This window comes from Nocardia brasiliensis ATCC 700358 (assembly GCF_000250675.2).
In the GTDB taxonomy this organism is placed as follows: domain Bacteria; phylum Actinomycetota; class Actinomycetes; order Mycobacteriales; family Mycobacteriaceae; genus Nocardia; species Nocardia brasiliensis_B.
This window is the reverse complement of record NC_018681.1, coordinates 218692-243456: the sequence shown is the minus strand read 5'-3', so window position 1 is coordinate 243456 and position 24765 is coordinate 218692. Positions and strand designations below refer to the sequence as shown.

At 67.6% G+C, this 24765-nt stretch carries 25 protein-coding genes and 3 tRNA genes; 15 read left to right on the top strand and 13 right to left on the bottom strand.

Translation table 11 applies throughout. The annotated features are described in order from the left end of the window. Positions 1–97: 97 nt before the first annotated feature. Entirely contained in the window at positions 98–1345 is a 1248-nt protein-coding gene (locus O3I_RS01050; RefSeq protein ID WP_014981034.1) for a KasA/KasB family beta-ketoacyl-ACP synthase, read from the bottom strand. Positions 1346–1736: 391 nt separating this feature from the next. Here O3I_RS01050 and O3I_RS01045 point away from each other — a divergent pair, with 391 nt between their 5' ends. From O3I_RS01045 to O3I_RS46175, 3 genes are all read left to right on the top strand, one after another. Further along, the gene (locus O3I_RS01045) at positions 1737–2870 is read left to right on the top strand and encodes a DNA cytosine methyltransferase (protein WP_171904446.1); all 1134 of its coding nucleotides are present in this window, start codon (positions 1737–1739) and stop codon (positions 2868–2870) included. Positions 2871–3121: 251 nt separating this feature from the next. Then, entirely contained in the window at positions 3122–3535 is a 414-nt protein-coding gene (locus O3I_RS01040) for a very short patch repair endonuclease (RefSeq protein ID WP_081593866.1), read from the top strand. A 646-nt stretch (positions 3536–4181) separates the two neighbouring features. Further along, positions 4182–4910 carry a DUF998 domain-containing protein gene (locus O3I_RS46175; RefSeq protein WP_014981031.1) on the top strand — a complete coding sequence of 243 codons (729 nt, stop codon included), beginning with the start codon at positions 4182–4184 and terminating at the stop codon, positions 4908–4910. On the opposite strand, the gene O3I_RS01030 is transcribed toward O3I_RS46175, so the two are convergent. Then, a complete protein-coding gene (locus O3I_RS01030) occupies positions 4891–6462 on the bottom strand; it encodes an esterase-like activity of phytase family protein (protein ID WP_041562334.1) in 1572 nt (523 codons plus the stop codon). The genes O3I_RS46175 and O3I_RS01030 overlap by 20 nt on opposite strands. Positions 6463–6590: 128 nt before the next feature. Here O3I_RS01030 and O3I_RS01025 point away from each other — a divergent pair, with 128 nt between their 5' ends. Together O3I_RS01025 and O3I_RS01020 are read left to right on the top strand one after the other, a co-directional pair. Then, complete coding sequence (locus O3I_RS01025) at positions 6591–6983, top strand: RidA family protein (protein ID WP_041563267.1); 393 nt, start codon at positions 6591–6593, stop codon at positions 6981–6983. A 61-nt stretch (positions 6984–7044) separates the two neighbouring features. Next, positions 7045–7776 carry a maleylpyruvate isomerase family mycothiol-dependent enzyme gene (locus O3I_RS01020; RefSeq protein ID WP_014981028.1) on the top strand — a complete coding sequence of 244 codons (732 nt, stop codon included), beginning with the start codon at positions 7045–7047 and terminating at the stop codon, positions 7774–7776. Between the two features lie 70 nt (positions 7777–7846). Here O3I_RS01020 and O3I_RS01015 read toward each other — a convergent pair whose 3' ends face one another. From O3I_RS01015 to O3I_RS01000, 4 genes are all read right to left on the bottom strand, one after another. Continuing rightward, positions 7847–8797: a Gfo/Idh/MocA family protein gene (locus O3I_RS01015; protein WP_014981027.1), complete on the bottom strand. Its 951-nt coding sequence runs from the start codon at positions 8795–8797 to the stop codon at positions 7847–7849. 73 nt (positions 8798–8870) lie between these two features. Next, positions 8871–9245, bottom strand: coding sequence for a hypothetical protein (locus O3I_RS01010; protein WP_014981026.1), 375 nt, complete (start codon positions 9243–9245; stop codon positions 8871–8873). Positions 9246–9342: 97 nt separating this feature from the next. Beyond that, positions 9343–9690, bottom strand: coding sequence for a DoxX family protein (locus O3I_RS01005; protein WP_014981025.1), 348 nt, complete (start codon positions 9688–9690; stop codon positions 9343–9345). 99 nt (positions 9691–9789) lie between these two features. Beyond that, positions 9790–10869, bottom strand: coding sequence for a nitric oxide synthase oxygenase (locus O3I_RS01000; RefSeq protein WP_237748443.1), 1080 nt, complete (start codon positions 10867–10869; stop codon positions 9790–9792). 566 nt (positions 10870–11435) lie between these two features. Here O3I_RS01000 and O3I_RS00995 point away from each other — a divergent pair. Then, positions 11436–12506: an alpha/beta hydrolase gene (locus O3I_RS00995; RefSeq protein WP_014981023.1), complete on the top strand. Its 1071-nt coding sequence runs from the start codon at positions 11436–11438 to the stop codon at positions 12504–12506. Here the strand turns inward: O3I_RS00995 and hisC are convergent. Beyond that, complete coding sequence (hisC, locus tag O3I_RS00990; protein ID WP_014981022.1) at positions 12503–13582, bottom strand: histidinol-phosphate transaminase; 1080 nt, start codon at positions 13580–13582, stop codon at positions 12503–12505. The genes O3I_RS00995 and hisC overlap by 4 nt on opposite strands. A gap of 141 nt (positions 13583–13723) precedes the next feature. Here hisC and O3I_RS00985 point away from each other — a divergent pair, with 141 nt between their 5' ends. The 4 genes from O3I_RS00985 (at position 13724) to O3I_RS44635 (ending at position 15617) form a co-directional block, all read left to right on the top strand. Continuing rightward, entirely contained in the window at positions 13724–14449 is a 726-nt protein-coding gene (locus tag O3I_RS00985; RefSeq protein ID WP_014981021.1) for a dienelactone hydrolase family protein, read from the top strand. 91 nt (positions 14450–14540) lie between these two features. Next, positions 14541–14630, top strand: a tRNA-Ser gene (locus tag O3I_RS00980). 35 nt (positions 14631–14665) lie between these two features. Further along, positions 14666–14738, top strand: a tRNA-Arg gene (locus tag O3I_RS00975). 483 nt (positions 14739–15221) lie between these two features. Continuing rightward, the gene (locus O3I_RS44635) at positions 15222–15617 is read left to right on the top strand and encodes a hypothetical protein (protein ID WP_141691660.1); all 396 of its coding nucleotides are present in this window, start codon (positions 15222–15224) and stop codon (positions 15615–15617) included. Positions 15618–15657: 40 nt separating this feature from the next. Here the strand turns inward: O3I_RS44635 and O3I_RS00965 are convergent, their stop codons facing one another. The 5 genes from O3I_RS00965 to O3I_RS00945 all read right to left on the bottom strand — a co-directional run bounded on the left by O3I_RS00965 (position 15658) and on the right by O3I_RS00945 (position 17839). Beyond that, on the bottom strand, positions 15658–15915 hold the full coding sequence (locus O3I_RS00965; protein WP_014981019.1) for a DUF4235 domain-containing protein: 258 nt from the start codon (positions 15913–15915) through the stop codon (positions 15658–15660). Beyond that, entirely contained in the window at positions 15912–16403 is a 492-nt protein-coding gene (locus O3I_RS42285; protein ID WP_014981018.1) for a DUF3618 domain-containing protein, read from the bottom strand. Before O3I_RS42285 ends, O3I_RS00965 begins: the two co-directional genes overlap by 4 nt. After that, positions 16400–16813 carry a phage holin family protein gene (locus O3I_RS00955; protein ID WP_014981017.1) on the bottom strand — a complete coding sequence of 138 codons (414 nt, stop codon included), beginning with the start codon at positions 16811–16813 and terminating at the stop codon, positions 16400–16402. Before O3I_RS00955 ends, O3I_RS42285 begins: the two co-directional genes overlap by 4 nt. 416 nt (positions 16814–17229) lie before the next feature. After that, positions 17230–17314, bottom strand: a tRNA-Ser gene (locus tag O3I_RS00950). 24 nt (positions 17315–17338) lie between these two features. Further along, a complete protein-coding gene (locus O3I_RS00945; protein ID WP_051066464.1) occupies positions 17339–17839 on the bottom strand; it encodes a MarR family winged helix-turn-helix transcriptional regulator in 501 nt (166 codons plus the stop codon). 187 nt (positions 17840–18026) lie between these two features. Between O3I_RS00945 and O3I_RS00940 the strand changes: the two genes are divergently transcribed. Then, the gene (locus tag O3I_RS00940) at positions 18027–19016 is read left to right on the top strand and encodes an NAD(P)H-quinone oxidoreductase (RefSeq protein ID WP_014981015.1); all 990 of its coding nucleotides are present in this window, start codon (positions 18027–18029) and stop codon (positions 19014–19016) included. Between the two features lie 474 nt (positions 19017–19490). On the opposite strand, the gene O3I_RS00935 is transcribed toward O3I_RS00940, so the two are convergent. Next, positions 19491–20693, bottom strand: a complete 1203-nt coding sequence (locus O3I_RS00935) for a cysteine desulfurase-like protein (protein WP_014981014.1) — start codon at positions 20691–20693, stop codon at positions 19491–19493. 261 nt (positions 20694–20954) lie between these two features. Here O3I_RS00935 and O3I_RS00930 point away from each other — a divergent pair, with 261 nt between their 5' ends. The 4 genes from O3I_RS00930 (at position 20955) to O3I_RS00915 (ending at position 24658) form a co-directional block, all read left to right on the top strand. Further along, positions 20955–21560: a bacterial proteasome activator family protein gene (locus tag O3I_RS00930; protein WP_014981013.1), complete on the top strand. Its 606-nt coding sequence runs from the start codon at positions 20955–20957 to the stop codon at positions 21558–21560. 377 nt (positions 21561–21937) lie between these two features. Then, on the top strand, positions 21938–22765 hold the full coding sequence (locus O3I_RS00925) for an ABC transporter permease (RefSeq protein ID WP_051066868.1): 828 nt from the start codon (positions 21938–21940) through the stop codon (positions 22763–22765). A gap of 10 nt (positions 22766–22775) precedes the next feature. Further along, positions 22776–23615 carry an ABC transporter ATP-binding protein gene (locus O3I_RS00920; protein ID WP_014981011.1) on the top strand — a complete coding sequence of 280 codons (840 nt, stop codon included), beginning with the start codon at positions 22776–22778 and terminating at the stop codon, positions 23613–23615. Next, complete coding sequence (locus O3I_RS00915; protein ID WP_014981010.1) at positions 23612–24658, top strand: glycosyltransferase; 1047 nt, start codon at positions 23612–23614, stop codon at positions 24656–24658. The genes O3I_RS00920 and O3I_RS00915 overlap by 4 nt, the downstream gene beginning before the upstream one ends. The last annotated feature ends 107 nt before the right edge of the window (positions 24659–24765 follow it).

The window sequence follows — 24765 nt, the reverse complement described above, 5'->3', positions numbered from 1 at the left end:
CTTTTGCCAAAGCACGCACTCAGGCCGTGCAGTTACACCGAACACAGGTCGATAACGAAGCGTCGGGAAGGCTAGCAGGTGCGCCGCCTTCCGGCGCTCAGTACCGCCCGAAGGCGATCGCCACGTTGTGTCCTCCGAAACCGAAGGAGTTGTTCACGGCGTAATCGATCCGCCCGGTCCTGGCTTGGCCTTTGACGACGTCGAGGTCGATTTCCGGGTCCTGATTGTCCAAATTCAGTGTGGGCGGCACGATCCCGTCGCGAATGGACAGCACGGTGAGCACCGATTCGAGCGCGCCGACCGCACCGATCGAATGCCCCAGCGCCGACTTGGGCGCGTACACCGAGGTGTGATCGCCGACCGCGGCCGCGATGGCCTTCGCCTCGGCGGTGTCGCCGATCGGGGTCGCGGTGGCGTGCGCGTTCACGTGCGTGATGTCGCGCTTGGACAGTCCGGCCTTCTCGATCGCCTTGGTCATCGCGCGGGCGGCGCCCTTGCCCTCGAGTTCGGGCGCGACCAGATGGAACGCGTCGGAGGTGATGCCCGCGCCCATGATGCGCGCGTGGATCGTCGCGCCGCGCGCCTTCGCGTGCTCCTCGGTCTCGATCACCATCATCGCGCCGGCCTCACCGAACACGAACCCGTCGCGGTCCTTGTCGAACGGGCGCGAGGCGTTCTTCGGGGCGTCGTTGCGGGTGCTCATCGCGCGCATCATGGTGAACGCCGCGATCGGCACCGCCTGGATCGAACCCTCCACACCACCGGTGACCACCATGTCCGCGTCGCCCATGACGATCATCTGCCAGGCGTTCGCGATCGCCTCGGAGCCGGAGGAACACGCCGACACCGGCGTCACCACACCCGCCCGCGCACCGAGTTCCACGCCAACGCAGGCCGCCGAGCCGTTCGGCATGATCCGCTGGATGGTCAGCGGCGAAACCTTGCGGTAGCCACCGTGTTCCAGCCGGTCCCTGGCCCCGACCAGGTATTCGCTGCCGCCGATGCCGGTACCGATGGACACGCCGAGCCGGTCCTTGTCCACCTCGGGGCTGCCCGCGTTGCGCCACACCTCGCGGCACAGCACGGTCGCCATCTGCTCCACGTAGGACAGGTTGCGCACCTCGTTGCGGGTGAGGCAGTCCGAGGGCGAAACCTTCAGATGCCCGCCGATGCGCACCGGCAGCTCGAACTGGTCGATGAAGGTGTCCTCCAGGACATCGATGCCGCTCTCCCCGTTGAGCAGGCCTTTCCAGGTCGAATCGACGTCACCGGCGATCGACGTGGTGGCCGCCAGGCTGGTGACGACCACGTTGGGAAAGCTCCTGTTTTTCGAAGGTACCTGCATGTTCGCTCACTTTCCCTAGCGTGACGACTAAGAAATCTGTCGAGCCGAAAACCTGGTGGAGCAATGGCATTTCGTCCGCGGACGCGCCGGAGAAACCGGGGCGGCATCCGCGCGGAGCACGCATGAACGCAGGCAGAAACGCCCGCCGAGCCGTCATCAGGGCCGCATGTGATCGGCCGATGAGCATTATCGAGGAGCAGCAGACCGATCATCTTGCTGACACGCGGACCGTACCAGGCGCACCCGCACCCGCGCTGTCCGCTGCCCGTGATCGCGTTGCTCGCGGACGGCGCCGGGCAACTCGAGTAACCTGCTACCCCGGGCACGGGGCGCGAGGTCGGCGCGACCCGGCCACCGAGGCGAGGAAGGACGGTCGGTGACGGGCGCGCGGATGGTCGGGCTGTTCGCCGGGATCGGCGGGCTCGAGCTCGGTCTCGGGCACAACGGCTGGCAGACCGAGCTGCTGTGCGAGATCGACGCCGGCGCGCAAGGCGTGCTGGCCGCGCGGTTCCCCGACGTGCCACTGCATTCCGACATCACCACGCTGCGTGCGATTCCCGCGGGCACCGAACTCGTCGCCGCGGGGTTTCCCTGCCAGGACCTGTCCCAGGCCGGCCGCACCGCGGGCATCACCGGAAAACGCTCCGGTCTGGTGGACGAGGTGTTCCGGTTGGTGCGGCGCAAACGCGGGCCGCGCTGGCTGTTGATCGAGAACGTGCCGTTCATGCTGCAACTCGGCCGGGGCGCGGCGATGCGGCACATCACGGCGGCGTTGGAGGAGCTCGGCTACACCTGGGCCTACCGGGTGGTGGACGCGCGGGCGTTCGGCCTGCCACAGCGGCGTCAGCGGGTGCTGATGCTCGCCTCGCGCACCGAGGACCCCCGCGGGGTGCTGTTCGGCGACGACGCCGGCCCACGCATCGTCGGCGATGCCGACCACGACCCGTGCGGTTTCTACTGGACCGAAGGGGTGCGTGGCCTGGGCTGGGCGGTGAACGCGGTGCCGACGCTGAAGGGCGGCTCGGCGCTGGGGATCGCCAGCCCGCCCGCCGTGCGGCTGCCCTCCGGCGAGATCGTCACACCCGGACTGGTGGATGTGGAACGGCTGCAAGGCTTCGACCCCGAATGGACCGCGCCCGCCGCGGACGTGCCCGGGGTGCGCAAAGGACATCGGTGGAAGCTGGTCGGCAACGCGGTGAGCGTCCGGATGGCCGACTGGGTGGGTTCGCGGCTCAGCGCACCGCTGGACCCCATCCCGGGCGATCAGCCGCTGCCACCCGGAACGCCGTGGCCCGCCGCGGCCTGGGGACACAACGGCGTCGCCTACCGCGTGCCGGTCTCCACCTGGCCAGTGCACGAGCCTTACGAAGACCTGCGGAACTACCTCACAGACTCGCGCCTGCTCTCCGCCCGCGCCACCGCCGGCTTCCTCCGCCGCACCACCATGGGCAGCCTCCGCTTCCCCCCGGGCTTCCTCGACGACGTAGAAAGCCACCTCCACCGCATGGGCGGCTGGGCCGCATGAGCCCGGCTGACAGGCGCACCCAGCGGGCGCCCAGCACTCCCCCGGCGGATGATCCACACCCAGACGCCATCCCCAAGCCCGCGGACCACGGCGAACCACGCGAACAAGCAAGGGCCGCCGCTCACGTCGGCAGCGGGAGCGGCGCGAAACGCGCGCGTGCTACCTCTGAGGCGGACAACGAACCGCCGCGCGCGGGAAATCGCACGCCGCGCGGGGAAACGCCGACTGACACGCGCGCGGGGCGCGAATCGGTGCGCGCGGGGCGTCCGACTACGGATGCGGCGACGAGTGCGCGGATGGCGCGGCAGCGGCGGAGCGGGACCAAGCCGGAATTGGCGCTGCGCAAGGAATTACATCGGCGGGGGCTGCGGTACTTCGTCGATCGCGCGCCGATCCGCGGGCAGCGGCGGCGAGCCGACCTGGTGTTCCCACGCCTGCGCGTAGCGGTCTACGTCGACGGCTGTTTCTGGCATCGGTGCCCGCAGCACGCCACCGATCCCCGCAACAACGGCGAGTGGTGGGCCGCGAAGCTGGCCGGGAACGTAGCGCGCGATCGCGCGACGGACACAGCGCTGACCGAAGCGGGCTGGCAGGTCATCCGCGTGTGGGAACACGAGGACGCGGTCGCCGCCGCAGACCGGGTCCAAGCGGCCCTGCGCAGCTGAACGCCGCGCGACGCACCTCCAACGGTGGACGCCACACGCCGCATCCTGGGCGGCGGGTCGAGTACACGAGGCCGCCGCAATCGCAAGGCCGCAAGGCCGCAAGGCCGCAGATGCTAACCCCGGTGCTGGTCGAGGGTGACGGGCGCAGGGTGACGGGCGCGAAGCTCAGCGCCGTAGCTCCAGGACCCTTCAAGATCAGGGGGAACTGGTGGCCGTGGCTTCTTGGGCGATGCCGCCACCAGTTCCCCCTGATCTTGGTCGCTCAGCACCCCGGCAGGCCGTCACGCCACGTAGCGGCGGGTCGGCAAGCGACGCGGCGGGGCGAGCGAGGGCGACGCGGCGGGGTGAGCGAGGGTTGCCGACAGGGCGAGCCGGGCCCTGGAGGTCAGCGGTTGCGGACGCGGACGAGGGTGCGGGGGGCGTGGGCGGCCACGTAGCTCGACGCCACCATTACGGACATCACCGCGAGGGCGGCGGCGGCTGTTGCGTAGCCGATCATGGGAACCTCCTTGGGAACGCTTCCCTGCCCAGAGTGGCCACCGAACCTGACAAGAGCCTGTGTATCGCTTGGCAAAGCCGTGTGACAGCCGAGACACGCTGGCCTACCGTTGGTCGTCGGTCCAGCGGCAGGCAGGAGAATGGTTCCGTGACTGGTAGCCGGAAGATCGCCGAACGGCGCGTGCGGGTGGCGTCCTTGGTGATCGCGGCGGCCATCCTGATCGCGGGACTCTGCTATTCGTCCTGGGTGCTCGAGTTCTTCCTGAAGCTCGATATCGACCCGGTCAACTCGTTCCTCAGCGAACTGGACGCCGAAGGCAAGCCCTACCGGCAGGTGTTCGCGACCGCCGACAAGATCGTGGGCGCACTGCTGATCCCCGCCGCGATCGGCGGTCTGCTGCTGTTCCCGCGGCGCCGGCTCACCACGGTGGGCTGGGTCGCCCTGTTCTGTTTCGGCGCCGCCACCATTGCCGATGTGCTGCTGCCCTTGCGCGACTGCGCGAAGGGCGACACCACGTGCGGCGGTGGCGGCAGCGAGTTGTTCCCGCAGCTGCACCAGCCGCATGCGCTGTCCAGCACCATCGCGGTGACGTCGATCGCGATCGCCACGTTCGCGTTCAGCTTGGCCGCTTTCCGCTACCACCGCTGGCGGATCCTGCGCGAGTTCGGCCTCGTTGTTCTCGTGCTCGGATCGGCGGCCACCGTGTGGATGCTGGTTGCCGACAACTTGCCTGGCAACTATGCCCTGGGCATCGCTCAGCGCATCCAGGTCAGCTCGATGTCACTGTGGCTGATCACGCTGGCCGCCGCGGTGATCTTGGAGGGCCGGGAAAGGACCGACCCGGACCCCGACGGAGCTACTTCACCGTCACCTTGACCGTGTGTGTACCGGTCTTCGCCGGCAGCTTGGTGGTGTCGACGAAGAGAATCTCCCCGCTGTCCTGCACGCCGTTCGGCAGCGTCTTCGGCTTCAGCCCGAAGGGCGGCTGCTCGCCGGTGCTCGCGGCCAGGCCGAAGTCGCTGTCGTTGGCGATGTAGAGCGTCTTGCCACCGTCCGTGGTGGCGACGCCCTCGATCTTGTCGTGGCCGAAGAACTTTCCGTTCGCGTCGAGTTCTTTCACCAGGGCGCCTAGATCGAGATTCTTCGGCTTGGCCGCCGGCGTGATTCCGACCTTGGTGAGCGCCGCGACGCCCTCCGCGGTGGTGACCGAACCGACCAGCGCCTCCAGCGATTTGCCGTCGACCTGCAAGCCGCGTTCCGGGTCATACTGCGCGCCGGGCACTTTCGCGTCCGGACCGACATCGGTCGCGGCGGCGATGTCGACCGTCCACAGCTTCTTGTCCCCCTTGGGCGCCAGATTCCCGTCGCGCTCATCGATCAGGAACGTGGTGGCACTGAGTGCGGTGATCTCCGAGTCGGCGACCTTGGTGCTCTTCGGGTTCTCCAGCGGGACCACGAATTCCTTCAGCGCCTTCGTCTTCAGGTCGACGGTGACGATGCGGGTCAGCGGAACGTCTTTCGCGGAGCCACTGAGGCCGGGGGTGTTGAGCGCGCTCTGCATCAGGCCGACGAGGGTGCTGCCGTCGGGGGTGACCGTCAGGCCCTCCATGCCCTGGTTCGGCGTGCGCAGCGAAAGTTCCTTGGGCAGCCCGGCACCCGGGGCGAGGCGTTCGATCTCAGCGCCCTTGGCATCGAAATGCACCAGGAACGGGCCGTATTCGTCGGACACCCAGAAGGTGCCGTCGGGCAGGGCGACCAAACCTTCCGGATCGAGGCCGTGATCGGTGGGCGGCAAGACGTTTCCGGCGAGATCCTTGATCGTCTCGCCGGTGCTCGCGGCCACATCGACCTGACCGTTGAACGGGACGCCGGCCTTGGTGTGCAGCTCGATCGTGGATTGCAGCACCGCACGGGTGCCCACCAACTTGAATCGGCCGATCTTCGGCACGAAAGCCGGTGTCGGCGAGAGTTTCTCGTTCTTGCCGGGACCGTCCACATTCGGCCCCCGGTCGGTCAGTCCGTAGAACTCGTCCGTGCTGCCCGGTACCGGCGTCCACGCCGAGCCGAACCCGCTGCCCTGCACCGTCGTTCCGCCGAACTCGCCGAGCGCCGGAATGTCGGTGGTGTACAGGCGAACCGCGTCCGTGGTGGTCACCTCGAACGTGTCGTCGCCGGTGTAGCCGGGGTTCGGCGTGTACACGAGCGCACCGTCGACGCGACGGCTCAGTGTGCCGTGCGCCGGGTCGGCGAGTCCGACGGCGGCACTGCCGCCCGTCTTGGCGAGCAGGTCATCCAGCGAGATCACCAGCGGCTGCCCGGCGGTGGCGGTGAAATCCACTCCGCCGTCGGAACTGGAGCAGCTTGCGGCCAGCACACCGGCACAGAGGACGGCAACGGCGGTGACGCGAGGACGAGATCGATCTTTCACCCGGAATGCCTACCGCGCCGATCCGAAATCTGGACGACGTGCGGGTGACAACTCGGTGCCGGTTTCCGCTCGGCTAACCCCGGAAAAAGCCGGTGACCGTGCCGATCGCACCGTGCGATGCTGTCGCCATGACTGCTCGCGTGAACATCGCCTCCGGCTCCGAATTCGAAGATCTCGTCGGCTACAGCCGCGCCGTCCGGATCGGCGACACCGTCGCGGTGAGTGGCACCACGGCCTCGGTCACCGGCGGCACCGCGGTCGGCGGCGACGATATCGGCGAACAGACGCGCGAGGTGCTGCGCCGCATCGCCACCGCCCTCACCGAGGCCGGGGCGAGCCTGTCCGATGTGGTGCGCACCCGCATCTTCGTCACCGATATCTCCCGCTGGGCCGAGGTCGGCAAGGTGCACGCCGAGGTGTTCGGCGAGATCCGCCCCGCCACCTCGATGTACGAGATCAGCGCGCTGATCACACCCGCACTGCTGGTCGAGATCGAAGCGGACGCGATCATCGGCGGGTAGCCGAGCGCGGCCCGTCGTTGTTCTTCGGCGGGGCGCGAGCGCGGTCGCTAGGGTCGCAACTGTGACCAGCGACGCTGAGCGATCCCCAGTTCCACTCGACGTACTCGCCGAGGCGACCGACCGTCTCCTCGACACCATCCGCAAGCTGAGCGACGACGACCTGACCGGTCCGTCGCTGCTGCCCGGCTGGACCCGCGGCCATGTGCTCGCCCATCTCGCCCGCAATGCCGACAGCGTGCTCAACCTGCTGCTGTGGGCGCACACCGGGGTGGAGATCCCGCAGTACGCCAGCATGTTCCTGCGCGACTTCGATATCGAGGCCGGCGCGCCGCGACCGCTGGACGCACAGCTCGCCGACAACGAGGCCGCGGCGAAACGCTGGGCGGCGGTAGCGAATTCACTGACCGAGGGGGCCTGGCACGCGGAAGTCCGTACCCGGCAAGGCCGTCCGATTCCGGCCACCGAGGTGCGCTGGATGCGCCTGCAAGAGGTGGAGATTCACCACGTCGACCTCAATGCCGGGTTCTCGCCCGCCGATTGGCCCGCATCGTTCGTCGCGCGCATTCTGGCGCAGGCCACGGTCGACATGAACCGGCTCACCGCCGCGGCGACCACACCCACGCCCACCTTCGAGATCCGCTCCACCGACACCGACTTCGTCGGCTTGGTCGGCACCGGCACTGTGTCGAGCACCGTCACCGGCACTGCCGCCGCGCTGGCCGCCTGGCTGCTCGGCCGCTCCGCCGGCGACGAGCTGACCGGCGAACTGCCGACCCTGCCGGACTGGAAGTAGCTGCTGGACAAACGATCACCAGGTAATGGTGGCGGCCGACTCGACCGATGCCGCCACCATTACCTGGTGATCACGCTCGATGGAAGTGTTCCACCGCTTCCTGCACGCGCAGTCCCGCCGCGAAGTCCGCGAGGGTCGAGGCTTCGCCGCGGATGGCGGCGGCGAACGCGGTCAGCCGCGTGTGCTCGGTGCCGCGTGGACCGTCGAGCGGACGCTCCTGCCAAGCGGTGCCGGTACTGACCTCGAGGTGGGACCAGTCCGTGATCCGATAGGAACGCTTGGTGCCGTAGAGGATCCACTCGTACGTTTCCGGTGCGGCCGCTACCAACCCGGTGATCGTGACCGGTACCGCGCCCGCGGTGTACAGCCCGTGCGCGCTGAGTTCGGCGTCCGCGCCGTAGGCGATTCGGGTATGCGCCGGCGTCAGCGGGCCCAGCAGCCGGTCGGTCAGGAAGAGAAAGTGCGAACCGACCTCGCGCAGTAGTCCGCCCTGTTCGCGACCCGCGACCCAGCGGGCGTCGCGCTGGAAGGCGCGCGGCCATTCCGGGAACGTGAAACGCATGTCCACAGCGACGATTTCACCCGCTTCGCCGTCGTGCACGGCTCGCATCACCGCGACGGCCGCCGCGCGATCGGACAGCGTGAAATTGAGCGCGTTCACCGCACCGGTTTCCGCCGCGACCCGCACCATATCCGCGCCGTCGGCGAGCCGCGCCGCGAGCGGCTTCTCCGAGAACACCGCCTTGCCGGCGTTCATAGCCGAGATCGCATAGGACGCATGCGTATTCGGCGGGGCCGCGATGTAGATCGCGGCCAGTCGGTCATCTCGAACCAGCGCCTCGGGATCATGTCCGACCGCGAGATCGGGATACTGCGCGCGGACCCGTTCGACCGCCGCCGCGTCGGGATCGGCCGCCGCGACGACGTCGAACTCCGGATGCCGGTGCGCCACTTCGAGCATCTCGGTGCCCATCACGCCGAGACCGATGATGCCCAGGCGGATGCGGGAATTGTTGACCATCTCGCCAGCCTGGACGGCATTCTCGGCCGGGGCAAGCAGGGACCGGATGGGAAAATAAAGTTCAGCGCGTCGGTCAGCGGAAGGTTTCGTACAGTCGCGCGTCGACCAGGATGCCGAAGTGGCCGGTGATGAACTCGTTGCATTCGGCGTGCGGATGGGTCTGGGTGGCATCCAATTCCGGATGCGGGCCCGCGTAGGCGTGCCGCTGACTCGACTGCCGGTAGGGGCCGATCCCCGGGTTGCGGCCGATCGAAATGCCGATGCAGTCCGCTTCCACCGTGAAGAAGCCGTCGCCACCGGGACAGAAGCCCGTCGCGCCGGTCAATGTGCGATCGAGCGTGCAGTCGCGCGGTTCCGCGGCCGCGGGACCAGCGGTGACGATGGCCGAGGCCACCACTGCCGCGAGCAAGGTGGACCCACTGATGAAACGAACCCAGCTGCCTGTCATTCGAATCTCCTTTTCTACGGGTATCGCGTCAACCTAGCGAAGCCCCGCCTTCGAATATTTCGAGAGCGGGGCTTTGCTGGATGAGCGATGGGGGTGTTCAGACGGCGGCTCCCAAACCTGCGGCGATCAGCGCGGGGATCATGTACATCAGCGGGAACGGAATGTGCGCGTAGGCGCGGGCTTTGATGTTGGTGATCACCGCTCCACCGAAGTAGAGCACGATCCCGATAGTAGCGGCGATGCCGATCACAGGAAAGAACAATCCGGCGACAAGTCCTACGGCGCCAGCCGCTTTGGCGACACCCAACCACGTCCACCAGGTCTGCGGCACCCCGTACTGCACCAGCGGGTCCACCACCCAGGCGGCACGAAAGAAGATCGACGCGGCCGAGAAGCCCACCCAGGCGGCGGCCAGAATCGTGACGATGACATAAGCGGCATGCATTGGTTCGTGCTCCTCGTGCGGTGTTCAAGGTCGGACACCGAGTAGACGAAGCACGGGAACCATGTGTGACATGCCGCCTGAATCGTCAGTGCGCGGATCTCACGCTTCCCCGCTGAAGTCGCGGCGGACGAAATTGGGGCGGATGTCGAGATCGGGTGGGTCGTAATAGCGGTGGAACGTCGGAGTCAGGCCGGAAGACAGGGGCGGGTTGATCCAACTCCAGTCGGTGGGACAGGCGCGGCCCGCGGACTTTTCCCGTTCGACGTGGTCGCAGAACTGTTTCGCCACCGTGTGATGGTCGACCAGGTACACGCCCGCCTTACGGAAGCTGTAGAGGACCGCGCGGTTGAGCTCGACCAGGGCCAGGTCGCGCCACAGGGTGCGCTCGGATCTGGTGTCCAGGCACATCATTTCGGCGATGAGCGGCAGCATGTTGTACCGCGTGGTGTCGCTGAGGTTGCGCGCGCCGATCTCCGCGCCCAGGTACCAGCCGTTGAACGGGGCGAACGGATAGGTGACACCGCCGATTTCGAGGTTCATGTTGGAGACGGCGGGGACCGCGTGCCAGCGCAGGCCGAGGCCGGCGAACCACTCGAACTCCGGGTGCTCCAGCTCGACCTCGCGCGCCAGTTCGGGCGGAACGTCGAACCAGCGGATCGGCTCGTCGGGCGTGCTGATCAGCAGTGGCAGAATGTCGAAAGGCGTTCTCGCGCCGCGCCACCCGAGTTTCCTCGCGAATTCGGTGAGCGTGATGTTGGCGGCGTCACCGGTGACCGTGCCGTCGCCGTTGCGGTACCCCGCGTACCGGATGAGCTGCGGGCTGACGATGCGGAACTCCCGCCCGTCGGCCTGACGCGGTGGGCCGACGGTGATCATCGACTGAATGGCACCGCCGTTGGTGGCGACCCGCAGGTGCTCCCAGCAGACCTCGGCCAGATCGCGCGCCGAACGCACCTGCCGGGCGTCGAGCAATTTCAGTGAGCGCCAATGCTTTCGGCCGACGCAACGGGCGTGGTTACGCCACGCGAGCTTGGCTCCGATCAGGATTTCCTCGGCGGTTTGCAGATAGCAACCGGTCTGTTCCAGGTGGTGCAGCACGGTGCGGCGGCGCTGTGCCGGTAGGTGCGCCAGCTCGGGCATGCGGAAGAATTCATCGCACTCACGGAGTCTGCGCTTCAGATCGCTACTGAAAGGCTTTGTGTCAGCGGTGGTTTCGAGCGGTGACGCGGGTAACACAGGGTTCACGGTTTTCTCCGGTCGGGCATAGGTACTGCGGTGAAACAGACAATTTCGAGCAGGAGAATTCGCGCAGGCGCGCAGCCGATACCGCCCTACCGGGCGGCCCGCGCAGACGGGTCGGCGCGCTGATGCCGCGAAATAGCTTCGGCCGTGCAGCCACACCCATGTTCGTCCTCATTCATGCCCCGGAAAAGGCCCGGACAGTAGCGTACGGCGGGTGTGCTGGCAGTGTGCCCGGATTTGCTCGATTTACCACGTCGGCCCAAGTCGGCGAGTAAAAGGTGCTGTCGAGCGTTGTTGACACAGTGATCTAGACAACACCGCCGCCCGGCTCCGCTGGCCCCAATGCAGCGACCACGCCGGCGCAGTGCGCCTCGGCTATGAACAAAGATCCTGGCAGTACCGCCACATTCGGCACAGCCGGGTAAACGTGGCACTGGTCACACATTATGGCCAACCGCTATGGCTTCCGAGGCGAACCGGGCGTTTCTGGCAGGATGGATCGCATGCTGTCTCGGCGTGGGGTGCGGCGCTGGGTGTCCAGCGTCATGGTCAGCGTGGCACTGGTTTCGGGTGCCGCGACGTTCGGCGCTCCCCAGGTGTCGGCCGAACCCGGGGACCCCCAGCAGCCCAGTACCGGTTCTTCCGATGGCCCGGCTCCGGCCCCGGCCACGACGGAACGACCCGCCCGGCCACGGATCGACCGGATCGAGCCGATCGACGACCGGTGGCTGCGGGTGTTCGTCGCCTCCCCTGCCATGAGTCGCACCGTCGAAGTGCAGGTGCTGCTGCCGCGGGACACCTCGCACCCGCGGCCCACCGTCTACATGCTCGACGGTCGCGAGGCGAACCCGACCACCAACAACTGGACCGAAAAGGGTCACGCCGACAAGTTCTTCGAGGACAAAGACGTCAACGTGGTGCTCACCGTCGGCGGCCCCGCCAGCTTCTACACCGATTGGCAGCAACCGGATCCGGTGCTCGGCACCAACAAGTGGGAGACCTTCCTGACCCGGGAGCTGCCGCCGCTGATCGACGCGAAATTCCAAGGCAACGGACGCAATGCGGTGATGGGTGTCTCGATGGGCGCCGAGGCCGCCATGATGCTGGCGTTCCGGCAGCCGCAGCTGTACACGGCGGTCGCGGCGCACAGCGGCTGCTTCTCGATGGGCACCGATCTCGGTCAGGCCCAAGCCAGGGCGGTCGTCGCCACCTATAAAGGCGAGCCGGACAACATGTTCGGCGCGCAGGACGACCCCGCCTGGCTCGACCACGATGTCACGCTGCACGCGGAAGCGTTGCGCGGCAAGACGATCTACATGTCCGTGGGCAGCGGCCTGCCCGGCGTCCACGACGTGCCGGGCGAACCGGACGTCGACCTGCCCACCGCGATCACCTTCGGCGGTCCGCTGGAGGCGGCGACCAACGTCTGCACCCGCCGCCTCACCGATCGGCTGCGCGGCCTCGACATCCCGGTGACCGCGCATTTCCGGGCGACCGGCACCCACGCGTGGCCCTACTGGGCCGACGAGTTGGTGCGGTCGTGGCCGGTCATCTCGGGCGCGCTCGGCGTCTAGCCCAGGAAGCGCGCCACCACCGCGGGATCGGTGGCGAAGCTGAGGAACAGATCGTTCTCGTGCGGGTCGCCGGTGGTGACCCGCACGCCATCGGTGCCGTAGGGACGCACCAGCACACCCGCCTCCGCGCTCGCCTCGCCGTATTCGGCGCTGCGCGCGCCGAGCGGCAGCCACACGAAGTTCGTTTCGCTCGGCGGCACCTGGTAGCCGGCGGCGAGCAGAGCCTCGCGCATCCGATTCCGTTCGAGCACCAGCGCCTCGGTGCGGTCCAGCAATTCGTGCCGCGCCTCCAGCGAGGCGATCGCCGCCGCCTGCGCGAGCCGGTTCACGCTGAACGGGATGTGCACCTTGTTCAGCGCCGTGATCACCGCCGGATCGCCCACCGCGTAGCCCACGCGCAGGCCGGCGAGCCCGTAGGCCTTCGAGAAGGTACGCAGCACAAGGACATTCGGCCGGGTGCGGCCCAGCTCGATACCGTTCGGGTAATCCTGCGGCGCGAGCCGCATGTACTCGAAATACGCCTCGTCGAGCACGATCAGGATGTGGGCGGGCACCGAATCGAGGAAGCGGGTCAGTGCGGCCTGGCCGACCGCGGTACCGGTCGGGTTGTTCGGGTTGCAGACGAAAATGAGTTTGGTGCGTTCGGTGATCGCCGCGTGCAGCGCGTCCAGATCGTGCACCAGGTCCGCGGTGAGCGGCACCTGCACGGCGGTCGCGTTGCCCACCTTGGTGACGATCGGATACGCCTCGAACGAGCGCCAGGCGAACAGCACCTCGTCGGTCGGGGTGTCGCAGGTGATCTGCACCAGTTCCTGGCACAGCGCCACGCTGCCGCAGCCGACCGCGATGTTGGCCTGTTCGACGTCCAGGAAATCGGCGAGTGCGGCCCGCAACTCGACGGCCTGGTTGTCGGGGTACCGGTTGGCCAGCTCGGCCGCCTCCGCGATGGCCTTGGCCGCCGAAGGCAGCGGGCCGAAGGTGGTTTCGTTGCTGGCGAGCTTGACCGCGCCGGGGTGGCTGCGGCCTGGGACATACGCCGGAATCGCATCGAGGTCCGGCCGGGTTGACGCTGTCACCCCCCAACCATATGTCGGGAAGTCATGGGATCTTCTGGGTATCACGCACAAAGCCGGGCTTGCGTACCGAAAAATATGCGGCCGATAGGCTCTCAGCAGCAATTTCTACCGCAGAGCACGAAGTCGCCCTACCCTGGTTTCATGTCGGGCACTTACAACGACCTTGCCCCCTTACGCGGTGACGAGCCGGCACCCGAACATCGAGCCGCGCCCGCACATCCGTCCACCGACACCCAGGTGCCCATCATCGTGGTGGAACCCGAAGGCAACGCGCGCGGCGGCATCGTGATGCTGCACGAGTCCCGCGAGTTCACCGGCGCCCTGCTCGCCCTGATGAGCGCCCTGGCCTCCGAAGGCTGGACCGTGGTGGCGCCCAACCTCTTTCACCGGACCGGGCACGAACCGGCGCAGGAGGTGTTCGGCGACGAGCTCTTCGACGACTTCGACGCCTGCTTCGACTGGCTGACCCGCCGCGGCGTCTTCCCCGACACCATCGGCGTCCTCGGCTTCGACACCGCGGGCACCGCCGCGTTCCTCGTCGCCACCAACCGCCCCGTCGGCGCCGCCGTCAGCGTCGCCGCACCCGGCATCCTCGAGCCGCTCACCGAACAGGCTGACGCCCTGGTCCGGGTGGCGCCGAGTCTGCAAGCCCCGTGGCTCGGCCTGTTCGGCGCCGACGACCCGGCCACGCCGCCCGCCGAAGTCGAACGACTCCGCGACGCGACCGGCCGCGCCGCCGTCGCCAGCCTGGTCGTCAGCTATCCGGGACTGCGGCACCGGGCCGACCATCCCGACGTCGACGACGACAGCACGCTGGTCGATTCACAGACCCGCATTTTCGACTGGTTCGACAGCAACTTACGCTGATAACCAGCCGTTTTGCGATCTGGACAGCAGCTCCTGTAACCTTCATGCTCGGCGGTTCGAAAGGACCGGTGCCCTCGAAGAGAAGGCTCCAGGAGGCGTGCCAGAGCGGCCGAATGGGACTCACTGCTAATGAGTTGTCCCTTCACGGGGACCGGAGGTTCAAATCCTCTCGCCTCCGCCACACCCGGGTAACCGGGTACACAACTGAATACCCATGCGGCTGTAGCTCAACGGATAGAGCATCTGACTACGGATCAGAAGGTTAGGGGTTCGAATCCCTTCAGCCGCACAATTCAAAACAGCCCCTCCACGCGGAGGGGCTGTTTTGTTGTCTGGGCGATCGTGCGCATCTCGGTGCGGGTCGCGCACCGTGCGGATTCCAGAGCGCTCGACTCGGCGCGTCGATCGCATAATCAACTGTCTGAAGCCGATCGCGTCGATGAACGGCACCGCGACCGTGCAATGGATGCCGGTCAAGCAGGGCACGTATGAGTTCGCAACAAAGTACGTCTACACCGACCCCAAGGGCCCGAACGGGAGTTACGGACTGCGCGACTCAAGACGATCAAGGTCTATTGTCCGGGGCATCAAGGACAGTCCTGGGATTGCTCCCGAGGTCCCTGAACCGACTTCGCCGGCCTGCCAGATGCGAAACAGCCCATCCATTCAGAGGGCTGTTCTGCCTCCGGGGCAACGGGCGCGGGTAACGAGGGCATACAGTCCGCCGATCTTCGGACAATCGGAATGTTCGGGACTGCATGGGAGGAGCGGGATGAAGAACTTGTTGCGTGGAATGGCCGGGGCCGTCGTGGCGGTCGGGCTCGGGGCGGGGATGTCGATGGTGGGTGGTGGTGCGGCGAGTGCCGCGCCGACGGGGTGCGGAGTTGATCGTGGCGTGACGGCCGCGACGTCGCACTGTGCGGGCGGGGACGGAGTACATCGGGCCGGAGTGCGGTGCGTGGGCATCATGCCGCTGATCGCGGGTCCCGTGACGATCCCGTTCCCCGGGCAGTGGTCGGCACCGGGGCCGACGGTGGCGCCGGGCACCCCGTCGACCGCCTCGTGCTCGGATGCGCCGATGGAATTCGGCATCGTGATCGACGCGTGGGCCGATTGCGGGACACCGCATCCGCAGTGGAGCCACTACATCGACTGGCGGCGTTGCTGAGGCCCTCGAAACCGTATGAGGGCCGGGGCTTTTCGAGTGACTATTCGGGCCAGGTGCCGGTGAGGGACTGATAGCCGGTGGCGCCCGCGCGATCGATGGCCGCTTTGACCAAGCCGAAGATCGCGCCTTGCAGGGCGGCGGCGAGCAACACTTCCCGCCAGGTGTGGTTGCGCGCGGTGGCGGTGGGAGCTTGATCCTCGCCGCTCACGGCACGCCACACCCGGATGAACGCCGCGTTGGCCGCCAGTCCGCCGACGATGCTCACCAGCATGCCGAGCGGCTTGTAGAGAGTTTTCACGCCTGCCGCCTCCGCACGATCCACCACACCAGCACTGCCGCGAACGCCGCCGCCACGGCGACCGGAACGGGCTGACGGCGGGCGAAGCCGACCGCCTGCCTGCCACCGGTCACCACGGAATCGGGTGTCGCGGCCTCGGCCCGGTCCGCCAGTCGGCGGGCCTCGTTCTTGGCCTGGTCCGCGGCGATGCCGGCGACCTCCTTCGCCTCCGACGCCTTGCGGGACACGAGTTCCTCTGCCTGCGCGGTCTTCTCGGCCGCGGTGGTCTTCGCGTTGTCGGCCACCGAGGCCGCCTTCGCGCGGGCGTTGTCGGCGGTATCGTGCAGCTTGTCCTTGGTCCGCGCCTTGACGTCGAGTTTGTCGGTGAGCTCCGAAACCGTTTGGCCCAGTTGCTCTCTCGTCTCGTCGCGGTCCTGACGCAACGCTTCCTCGTCGATCGGCCCGCTCACGATCGGATCCTCGGCGTTGGCGCGTTTCGAGTCGCTCATGAGTGGCTCCCGTGCTTGATGGTTTCGATGTCCTGTTTGACGCCCGCGGCGGCTTCCTGCGGCACCGGCGGCACCGCGCGCTGAACGTCCTTCTTGCCGAGCACCGCGAACAGCGCGGCAGCGACCAGCAGCACCGCGCCGACGATCAACGCCGCCGCCCACCCGGGCAGCGGAATCGCCAACGCGAAAACGGCCGCCGCGACCAACGCCGCACCGCCGTACAGGCCGAGCAACGCGCCGACCCCGGCAAGCCCGGCACCCCGGCCGATCAACTTGCCCTTCTGCTGCACCTCCAGCCGGGCGAGCTGAATCTCGTCCCGCACCAGCCTGCTCACCTGCGCGGTGGCGTCGTTGACCAGCTCTGCCACGGACCGGGTGTCACCCGGCGCTCCGGTATGCGTTTCTGTCATGGTGAGACCTCCCAGTCGACGGCCGGGTACCCGGCGTATAGGGAGGCAAACTCGCCCGCCGCGCAACCAGGAGCGCAGAGGTCCCGGCCGCAAGCGATAACACGAAACCTTTGATCAGAGCGATCGGTGTTAAAGGATAAGGGTCCAACCTTTGATCTCGGGGCCTCTCATCAAGGGTTGGTGCCAAAGGTTTGACGAGGGTGGGTCCGCCGCGCAAATCGATCTGCGCTCTTTCCAGCACATACCGATCGTGGGCGTCTCGGACTGGCTCAGGCACGTCTACAGTCAGCCCGATGCGCGTTGGCCGAAGCCGCTCGGTGTTGGACGCGGTTGTGACAACCATGACAAGACGGCCTGGTCTTTTGGTTCGAACGTTGGGACGCCGCAGGCAAATGGCATGACCTGGGCGTCTGTTGCGGAGACGGAGGGATTTGAACCCCCGGTCGCTCTCGCGACGCTCGCTTTCAAGGCGAGTGCATTCGGCCGCTCTGCCACGTCTCCAGGATCACGATGGTAGCGGACGGGTCAGAGGGGGCGCGTTCCGATTTCCTGATCGATGCGGGCGAAGACTTCGGCGATGACCTCTAGCTGGTGCGGGGTGAGCAGGTCGACGAAATCTCGGCGGACGGCGTCGACGTGGCCGGGGGCGGCGGCTTCGAGGCGGCGCATGCCTTCGTCGGTCAGTTCGGCGAGCACCCCGCGGCCGTCCTCGAGGCAGGTGTTGCGGCGCACCATCCGCTCGGCCTCGAGCCGCCGGATCTGATGAGTGAGGCGGCTGCGGGAAGAGAGCACGCCGTCGGCCAGTTCACTCATCCGCAGGGCGCGGCCGGGCGCTTCGGAGAGCAGGACGAGGATGCGATATTCGGGGACGCTCAGGTCGCTGTCCCGTTGCAATTGCCGGTTCAGCGCGGTCATCAGGCGCTGATGTCCGTCCATATAAGCCCGCCAGGCTCGTTGCTGCGCCGGGGTGAGCCACCTCGGTTCGGCCGCAACGGGACTGCTCGGTTCGGGGTGCACGGTGCTCATTCTAAGCCGGGCGAACTGGGGAGATCCCTGGTGCGGGAAAGCCATACCGGACTACCAACGGAGTAGGTCTGCAGGCCGTTCGCCACAGCAAGATTTTGTGCCATCGCACAGATCGAAGCGCGAGGTTTGCGGTGCGGCGACCGGGGCCACCGCCCATGCGGGTGGGCACCGGGGCAGTATGGGTCTCGTGCATGCGATCAAGCTGAACGGTTTCGGCGGACCCGAGGTGATGGAGTGGGCCGAGGCGCCGGATCCGGCGCCCGGCCCCGGCGAGGTGCTGATCGAGGTGACGGCGGCCGGCGTGAACCGGGCCGATCTGCTCCAGCGCCAAGGGCACTACCCGCCCCCGCCCGGCGCGAGCGAGGTGCTCGGGCTCGAATGTTCCGGTGTCATCGCCGAACTCGGCGCCGGTGTGCACGACTGGCAGGTCGGTGACCGGGTGTGCGCGCTGCTGTCCGGTGGCGGGTACGCCGAGAAGGTGGTCGCGCCCGTGACGCAATTGCTGCCGGTCCCCGAGGGATTGGATCTCGGCGCAGCCGCGGGACTGCCTGAAGTGGCGGCGACCGTGTGGTCGAACCTGGTCATGACGGCGGGCTTGCAGGCCGGCCAGCTGCTGTTGATCCACGGCGGCGGCAGCGGCATCGGCACCCACGCGATCCAGGTGGCCCGCGCTCTCGGCGCGCGCGTCGCGGTGACGGCCGGCTCCGCCGAGAAGCTGAGCCGGTGCCAGGAACTCGGCGCAGAGCTGCTGATCAACTACCGCGACGACGATTTCGTCGCCGCGGTGCGCGCGGACGGTTCGGGCGCCGACGTCATCCTGGATCTGATGGGCGCGGCCTACCTGTCCCGCAATGTCGAGGCACTGGCGAACTTCGGCCATCTCGTGGTGATCGGGATGCAGGGCGGCGCGACCGGGGAGCTGAATCTCGGTGCGCTGCTGCGGAAATGGGGCAGCGTGCACGCGACGAACCTGCGGAACCGGCCGGCCACCGGCGTCGGCAGCAAAGCGGCGGTCATCGCCGAGGTGCGGCGGCACCTGTGGCCGCTGGTCGCCGAGGGCAGCGTCGTCCCCGTCATCGACGCCGAAGTACCGGTCGCCGAAGCGGGCGAGGCGCACCGGCTGCTGGAATCCGGCGACGCGTTCGGCAAGGTCACCTTGCAGATCCGCAAACCCTGACTCCCGCGCGCGAATTTGCGCGCCGCGCGCAGATTCGTCGGCGAATACGTGCGCGGCGAGCGAATACGTGCGCGGCGAGCGAACACGTGCGCAGCAGGAAATCACCTGCGCAGCAGGCGACTTCGCGCGGCAGGCGAACACGCGCACTGCTAGCAATACGCGCGCAACACGCGAACACATGCACGGCGGGCAAATACGCGCACAGCGGGCAAACACGTGTGCGGCAGACGAGTACGTGCGGGCAGGCGAACACGCGCACAGCAGGCGAACACGTGCACGGCGGAAATTACCTGCGCGGCAGGCGAATACGCGCACGGGGCGCACCAGCCCCGCCGAACTGACTCCAACGCGTCGAGCGTCCGACCCCCGAAGCGAATTCGCGCGCAGCGCATAGCAGTTCGCGAACTCACTCCAACACAACGAACGCCCGACCCCGAAGCGAACTCGCACACGCCGCACAACAGCCCGCAGCGCTCACTCCAACGCGACGAGCGCCCGGCCCAGCTGGTCGATCTCGAACATGGTGGTGTAGGGCGCGAGACCGATGGTGACCGCACCACCTTCGTCGTTCACGCCGAGCGCGTCGAGCAGCCTGCTGCCGCCGTGCACGCCGCTGACCGTGCCGATCCGGTTGTCGGCCAGCTTGGCCGCCACCTTCTCGGCCTGCATGCCCGCGAGAGTGAAACTGACGGTGGGGATTCGGGTGGAGGCGCGGCCGATGACGGTCAGGCCGGGGATCTTCTCCAGCACGTCCATCAGATGCTCGAACAGCTGATCGTGGTAGTCCTGCAGCGACGTGATGGACATTTCCAGGCGCTGGCGCCTGCTGCCGCGCGCCCGCTCGTCCAAGCCGGCCAGGAAGTCGATCGAGGTGGTCAGCCCGGCGAGCAGGGCGTACTGGTGCCCGCCGACCTCGAGCCGCTCGGCGCCCTTCGCGTAGGGGTTCAACGACATCGAGGGAATCCGGTCCAGGAAGGCCGGGTCGCGGAAGACCAGCGCACCGATCTGCGGCCCGCCCCAGGCGGGCGCGCTGAGCGCGACCACGTCGGCGTTGAGTTCGTCGATGTCGATGAGCGCGTAGGGCGCGGCGCCGAACGCGTCGGCGACGAGCAGTCCGCCCACCTCGTGCACCCGGTCGGCGGCCACCCGGACCGCGGGCGCGGAGCCGACGATCGGCGAGGCGGCGGTGAGCGCGACCAGTCGCGCGGTGGGGCCGATCAATTCCTCGAACTGCCAGGACGGCATCTCGCAGGTTTCGATCTCCACCTCGGCCCAGCGCACGTGCGCGCCGTAACGATTGGCGATGCGCAGCCAGGGCGCGACATTCGCCTCGTCGTCCAGCCGGGACAGCACGATGCCGGTACCGAGCCCGAGCCGCGAACTCAGCGATTCGGCGAGCCAGGCCAGCAGGACCGCACGGTCGGGCCCGAGCACGACACCCGCCGGATCGCCGCCGACCAGATCGGCCACCGCCTCGCGCGCCGCGTCCAGGATGGCGGCGCTGCGCACCGCCGCGCCGTTGCGGCCGATATGCGAAAAAGAGGATGTTCGGAAACCTGTTGAGACCGCGCGGGATACCGCATCGGGCACCAGCATGCCCGCCTGCGGGTCGAGATGAATCCAGCCGTCGCCGAGGGACGGTATCAGGCCCCGAACCCTCGCGACGTCGTAAGTCATGTTGGCCACTCTAAGGGCAGCGGGCGAGCCTGTGTAACTGTGTTCCCCTCCGCTTCCGCACGGGGGCACAGCGACCTGGGACTCAGCATGGCAACCGACTTTCAGCAAATCCGAACCACACGACCCGAACAGAATAGAACGCCGCCGCGCCGCCAGGGCGGGGACCGGGCACACCGGTCCGACAGCTCGTCGCGCCGCCGCGCGCGACGCTCAGCGCAGCCCCTTTAGCGCGTTCGGCGGCAACGCGACATGATAGGGACCATGACGCAATCGGATGAGTCACCGGACCACATCGTCGTCGTCGGACCGGACGGCCGCCCGTTGGTCATCCCGGCGGAGGCCGCATCGGACGCGCCCTTCACCGCGCAGGTGGTGACCGACGAGGACAAGAAGGGCGAGCCGGACGACCGCGACGACGCGGGCGAATCGCTGGCCGACATGGTCGAGCAGCCCGCGAAGGTCATGCGCATCGGCACGATGATCAAACAACTGCTCGAAGAGGTGCGCGCCGCTCCGCTCGACGACGCGAGCCGCAGCAGGCTCAAGGACATCCACAAGTCGTCGGTGCGCGAGCTGGAACAGGGCCTGGCCCCGGAACTGCGTGACGAACTCGAGCGGCTCACGCTGCCGTTCACCGACGACGCCATTCCTTCGGACGCGGAACTGCGGATCGCCCAGGCCCAGCTGGTCGGCTGGCTGGAAGGGCTGTTCCACGGGATCCAGACGGCGCTGTTCGCTCAGCAGATGGCCGCCCGAGCCCAGCTCGAGCAGATGCGCCAGGGCGCGCTACCGCCCGGCATCCACGCCGCGGACCCGCGCGGCGGGCCGGCGAATCACGTCACCGGCGGTTCCGGGCAGTATTTGTGAGCCCTGCCGCACGGCTGTGAGAGGCACCGGCCCGTGTGTGCCACGCGGGTCGGTACGAATGTCCAAGGGTAGGCTCGGGCACCGTGCCCGCCGCTGCCGCTCGCCCCGACTCGAATCAGAGTCCGGGGCGTCGTGAAGAGAGCTCAGTGCGTTCAGATGACAGCTCAGTGCGTTCAGAAAACCCCGAGCGTTCCGATGAGTCCGAGCGTTCCGATGCGTCCGCGCCACCAGACGCCGACGCCGCTGTGGCGCGCGCCGAGGACAGCCCGCCGGAAGCAGGCGCGGTGAGCGCCGGGGAGGCTCCCGCCGTGTCGAAGGAGACCGCGGCGGACGAGCAGCCGGCTGCCGCGCCGACCGAACCGGTCGACGATGCGCCGATCACCTCGGATTCGCAGACCTTCCAGCGCGCCTTCAAGGACTTCCGTGTCGGCTTCGGGCAGCGCGAACTGTGGCTTTCGCTCGGCTGGCAGGACATCAAGCAGCGGTACCGCCGCTCGGTGCTCGGCCCGTTCTGGATCACCATCGCGACCGGTGTGCAGGCGGCGGCGATCGGCCTGCTGTATTCGGCGCTGCTCGGCCAGCCGGTCAAGGACTACCTGCCGTATGTGGCGGTCGGCATCATCGTCTGGAATGTGATCAACGCGAGCATTCTCGAGGGTTCCGATGTCTTCATCGCCAACGAGGGTCTGATCAAACAGCTCCCGTCGGCGCTGAGCGTGCACGTCTATCGCCTGGTCTGGCGGCAGTTGCTGTTCTTCGCGCACAACCTGCTGATCTATTTCGTGGTGCTCGTCGCGTTCGGTGTGTGGGAAAAACTGCACTGGACCGCGATATTCGCGATTCCGGCACTGGGACTGCTGTTCCTCAACGCGATGTGGGTGTCGATCGTGTTCGGCATCTTCAGCACGCGCTACCGCGATATCGCGCCGATCCTCGGCAGCCTCACGCTGATGCTGTTCGTGCTGACCCCGGTGATGTGGAATACCAAGAGCCTGGAGGCGCAGGGCGGACAGGTCAGCGAGCGCGCGAAGCTGGCCGAGATCGTGCCGACGTTCCACTATCTGGAGATCATCCGCGCCCCCCTGCTCGGCGACGACCAGCACCTGTATCACTGGCTGATCGTCGGCGCCATCACGGTGGTCGGCTGGATCGTCGCCATCTTCGCGATGAAGCAATTCCGTTCGCGCGTGCCGTACTGGGTTTAGGAGCGGATCGATGACCGAGCATGTGAGTATCGAAACCCGCCAGGCCTGGGTCGAATTCCCGATCTTCGACGCGAAATCGCGGTCGTTGAAGAAGGCGTTCCTCGGCAAGGCTGGCGGCGCCATCGGGCGCAACAAGTCCGACGTGGTGGTGGTCGAGGCGCTGCGCGACATCACGCTGTCGCTGAAGGAAGGCGACAAGGTCGGCCTGGTCGGCCACAACGGAGCGGGCAAATCGACACTGCTGCGGCTGCTCTCGGGCATCTACGAACCGTCGCGCGGCAGTGCGCGCATCCGCGGCCGGGTGGCGCCGGTGTTCGACCTCGGCGTCGGCATGGATCCGGAGATCTCCGGCTACGAGAACATCATCATCCGCGGCCTTTTCCTCGGGCAGACGCGTAAGCAGATGCTGTCCAAGATCGATGAGATCGCCGATTTCACCGATCTCGGCGAATACCTGTCGATGCCGCTGCGCACCTACTCCACCGGTATGCGGGTCCGCCTCGCGATGGGCGTGGTCACCTCGATCGATCCCGAGATCCTGCTGCTGGACGAGGGCATCGGCGCGGTGGACGCGGAATTCATGAAGAAAGCTCGGCTGCGCCTGCAGCAATTGGTGGCCCGATCGGGCATCCTGGTATTCGCCAGCCATTCCAACGAATTTCTCGCACAACTCTGCGATACCGCGCTGTGGATCGATCACGGCGAGATCCGTTTGCGCGGCGGTATCGAAGAAGTGGTGCGAGCCTATGAAGGTCCGGACGCGGGCAACCACGTCGCGACCGTGCTGCGCGAACTGGAAGCCGAACGGGCCATGGAAAACGGACGAGAACTGGAGCGGAACCAGGTATGAGTGAGCCGACCGGGCAGGACACCCCGATCGAGACAGGGGCGGCCGCCCAGGTCGACTCCGCATCGAAGACGCCCGGTGCCGCCGCCGCGGAACCCGCAGTGGGCGGCTCTGATTCGAGCGCGGTGACCCCCGCCGGCACCGGACCGGACGCGCGCATCGTCGCCGTGGTGGTCACGCACAAGCGCCGCGAACTGCTCGCCGAGTCGCTGAAAGTCATTGCCTCCCAGTCACGTCCGGTCGACCACCTGATCGTGATCGACAATGCGAACGAGGCCGAGGTGGCCGACCTGGTCCGGGATCAGCCGATCGAATCCACCTACCTCGGTTCGGCGCACAACCTCGGCGGCGCAGGCGGTTTCGCGCTCGGCATGCTGCACGCGCTGAGCATGGGCGCGGACTGGGTCTGGCTGGCCGACGACGACGGCCGCCCCGACGGCGCGGAAGTGCTTGCCACCCTGCTGGATTGCGCGCGCCGGCATGGACTCGTCGAGGTGTCGCCGGTGGTGTGCGATATCGATGAGCCCGACCGGTTGGCCTTCCCGCTGCGCCGCGGCGTGGTGTGGCGGCGGCTGCGCTCGGAACTCGGCGACGAGGACTTCCTGCCCGGGATCGCGTCGCTGTTCAACGGTGCGTTGATCTCCGCCAAGGCCGTCGACGTGATCGGCGTGCCCGACCTGCGCCTGTTCGTGCGCGGCGACGAGGTCGAGGTGCATCGCAGGCTGGTGCGCTCCGGACTGCCGTTCGGTACCTGTTTGCAGACCGCGTACCTGCATCCCAACGGCGCCGCGGAATTCAAGCCGATCCTCGGCGGACGGATGCACACCCAGTACCCCGACGACCCGGTCAAGCGCTACTTCACCTACCGCAACCGCGGCTACCTGATGTCCCAGCCCGGCATGCGCAAGCTGCTGCCGCAGGAGTGGATCCGCTTCTCCTGGTTCTTTCTGGTCACCCGCCGCGACCCGGCCGGTCTGCGCGAATGGTTCCACCTGCGCTCGCTGGGCCGGCACGAGCAGTTCGGCAAACCGGACCCACGCGGGTAGCGGTGCGGATTTAATTCGGTTGCGTGCCCTCGGCGCGCATGCGATGGTGAGGGCCAACTGCGAGAGAGACGAGGAGGTGTGGACCGTGGCTAGGACTGTTCGGATTG

What these genes read in the sequence shown, in the direction of transcription:
- O3I_RS01025 (WP_041563267.1), top strand. Translation starts at nt 6,591, where the DNA reads ATGACTGCTCGCGTGAACATCGCCTCCGGCTCCGAATTCGAAGATCTC.
- O3I_RS00930 (WP_014981013.1), top strand. Translation starts at nt 20,955, where the DNA reads ATGACGCAATCGGATGAGTCACCGGACCACATCGTCGTCGTCGGACCG.
- O3I_RS01045 (WP_171904446.1), top strand. Translation starts at nt 1,737, where the DNA reads ATGGTCGGGCTGTTCGCCGGGATCGGCGGGCTCGAGCTCGGTCTCGGG.
- O3I_RS01050 (WP_014981034.1), bottom strand. Translation starts at nt 1,345, where the DNA reads ATGCAGGTACCTTCGAAAAACAGGAGCTTTCCCAACGTGGTCGTCACC.
- O3I_RS00935 (WP_014981014.1), bottom strand. Translation starts at nt 20,693, where the DNA reads ATGACTTACGACGTCGCGAGGGTTCGGGGCCTGATACCGTCCCTCGGC.
- O3I_RS00915 (WP_014981010.1), top strand. Translation starts at nt 23,612, where the DNA reads ATGAGTGAGCCGACCGGGCAGGACACCCCGATCGAGACAGGGGCGGCC.
- O3I_RS44635 (WP_141691660.1), top strand. Translation starts at nt 15,222, where the DNA reads ATGAAGAACTTGTTGCGTGGAATGGCCGGGGCCGTCGTGGCGGTCGGG.
- O3I_RS01005 (WP_014981025.1), bottom strand. Translation starts at nt 9,690, where the DNA reads ATGCATGCCGCTTATGTCATCGTCACGATTCTGGCCGCCGCCTGGGTG.
- O3I_RS00955 (WP_014981017.1), bottom strand. Translation starts at nt 16,813, where the DNA reads ATGACAGAAACGCATACCGGAGCGCCGGGTGACACCCGGTCCGTGGCA.
- O3I_RS00995 (WP_014981023.1), top strand. Translation starts at nt 11,436, where the DNA reads ATGCTGTCTCGGCGTGGGGTGCGGCGCTGGGTGTCCAGCGTCATGGTC.
- O3I_RS00985 (WP_014981021.1), top strand. Translation starts at nt 13,724, where the DNA reads ATGTCGGGCACTTACAACGACCTTGCCCCCTTACGCGGTGACGAGCCG.
- O3I_RS00945 (WP_051066464.1), bottom strand. Translation starts at nt 17,839, where the DNA reads ATGAGCACCGTGCACCCCGAACCGAGCAGTCCCGTTGCGGCCGAACCG.
- O3I_RS01015 (WP_014981027.1), bottom strand. Translation starts at nt 8,797, where the DNA reads ATGGTCAACAATTCCCGCATCCGCCTGGGCATCATCGGTCTCGGCGTG.
- O3I_RS01010 (WP_014981026.1), bottom strand. Translation starts at nt 9,245, where the DNA reads ATGACAGGCAGCTGGGTTCGTTTCATCAGTGGGTCCACCTTGCTCGCG.
- O3I_RS00920 (WP_014981011.1), top strand. Translation starts at nt 22,776, where the DNA reads ATGACCGAGCATGTGAGTATCGAAACCCGCCAGGCCTGGGTCGAATTC.
- O3I_RS42285 (WP_014981018.1), bottom strand. Translation starts at nt 16,403, where the DNA reads ATGAGCGACTCGAAACGCGCCAACGCCGAGGATCCGATCGTGAGCGGG.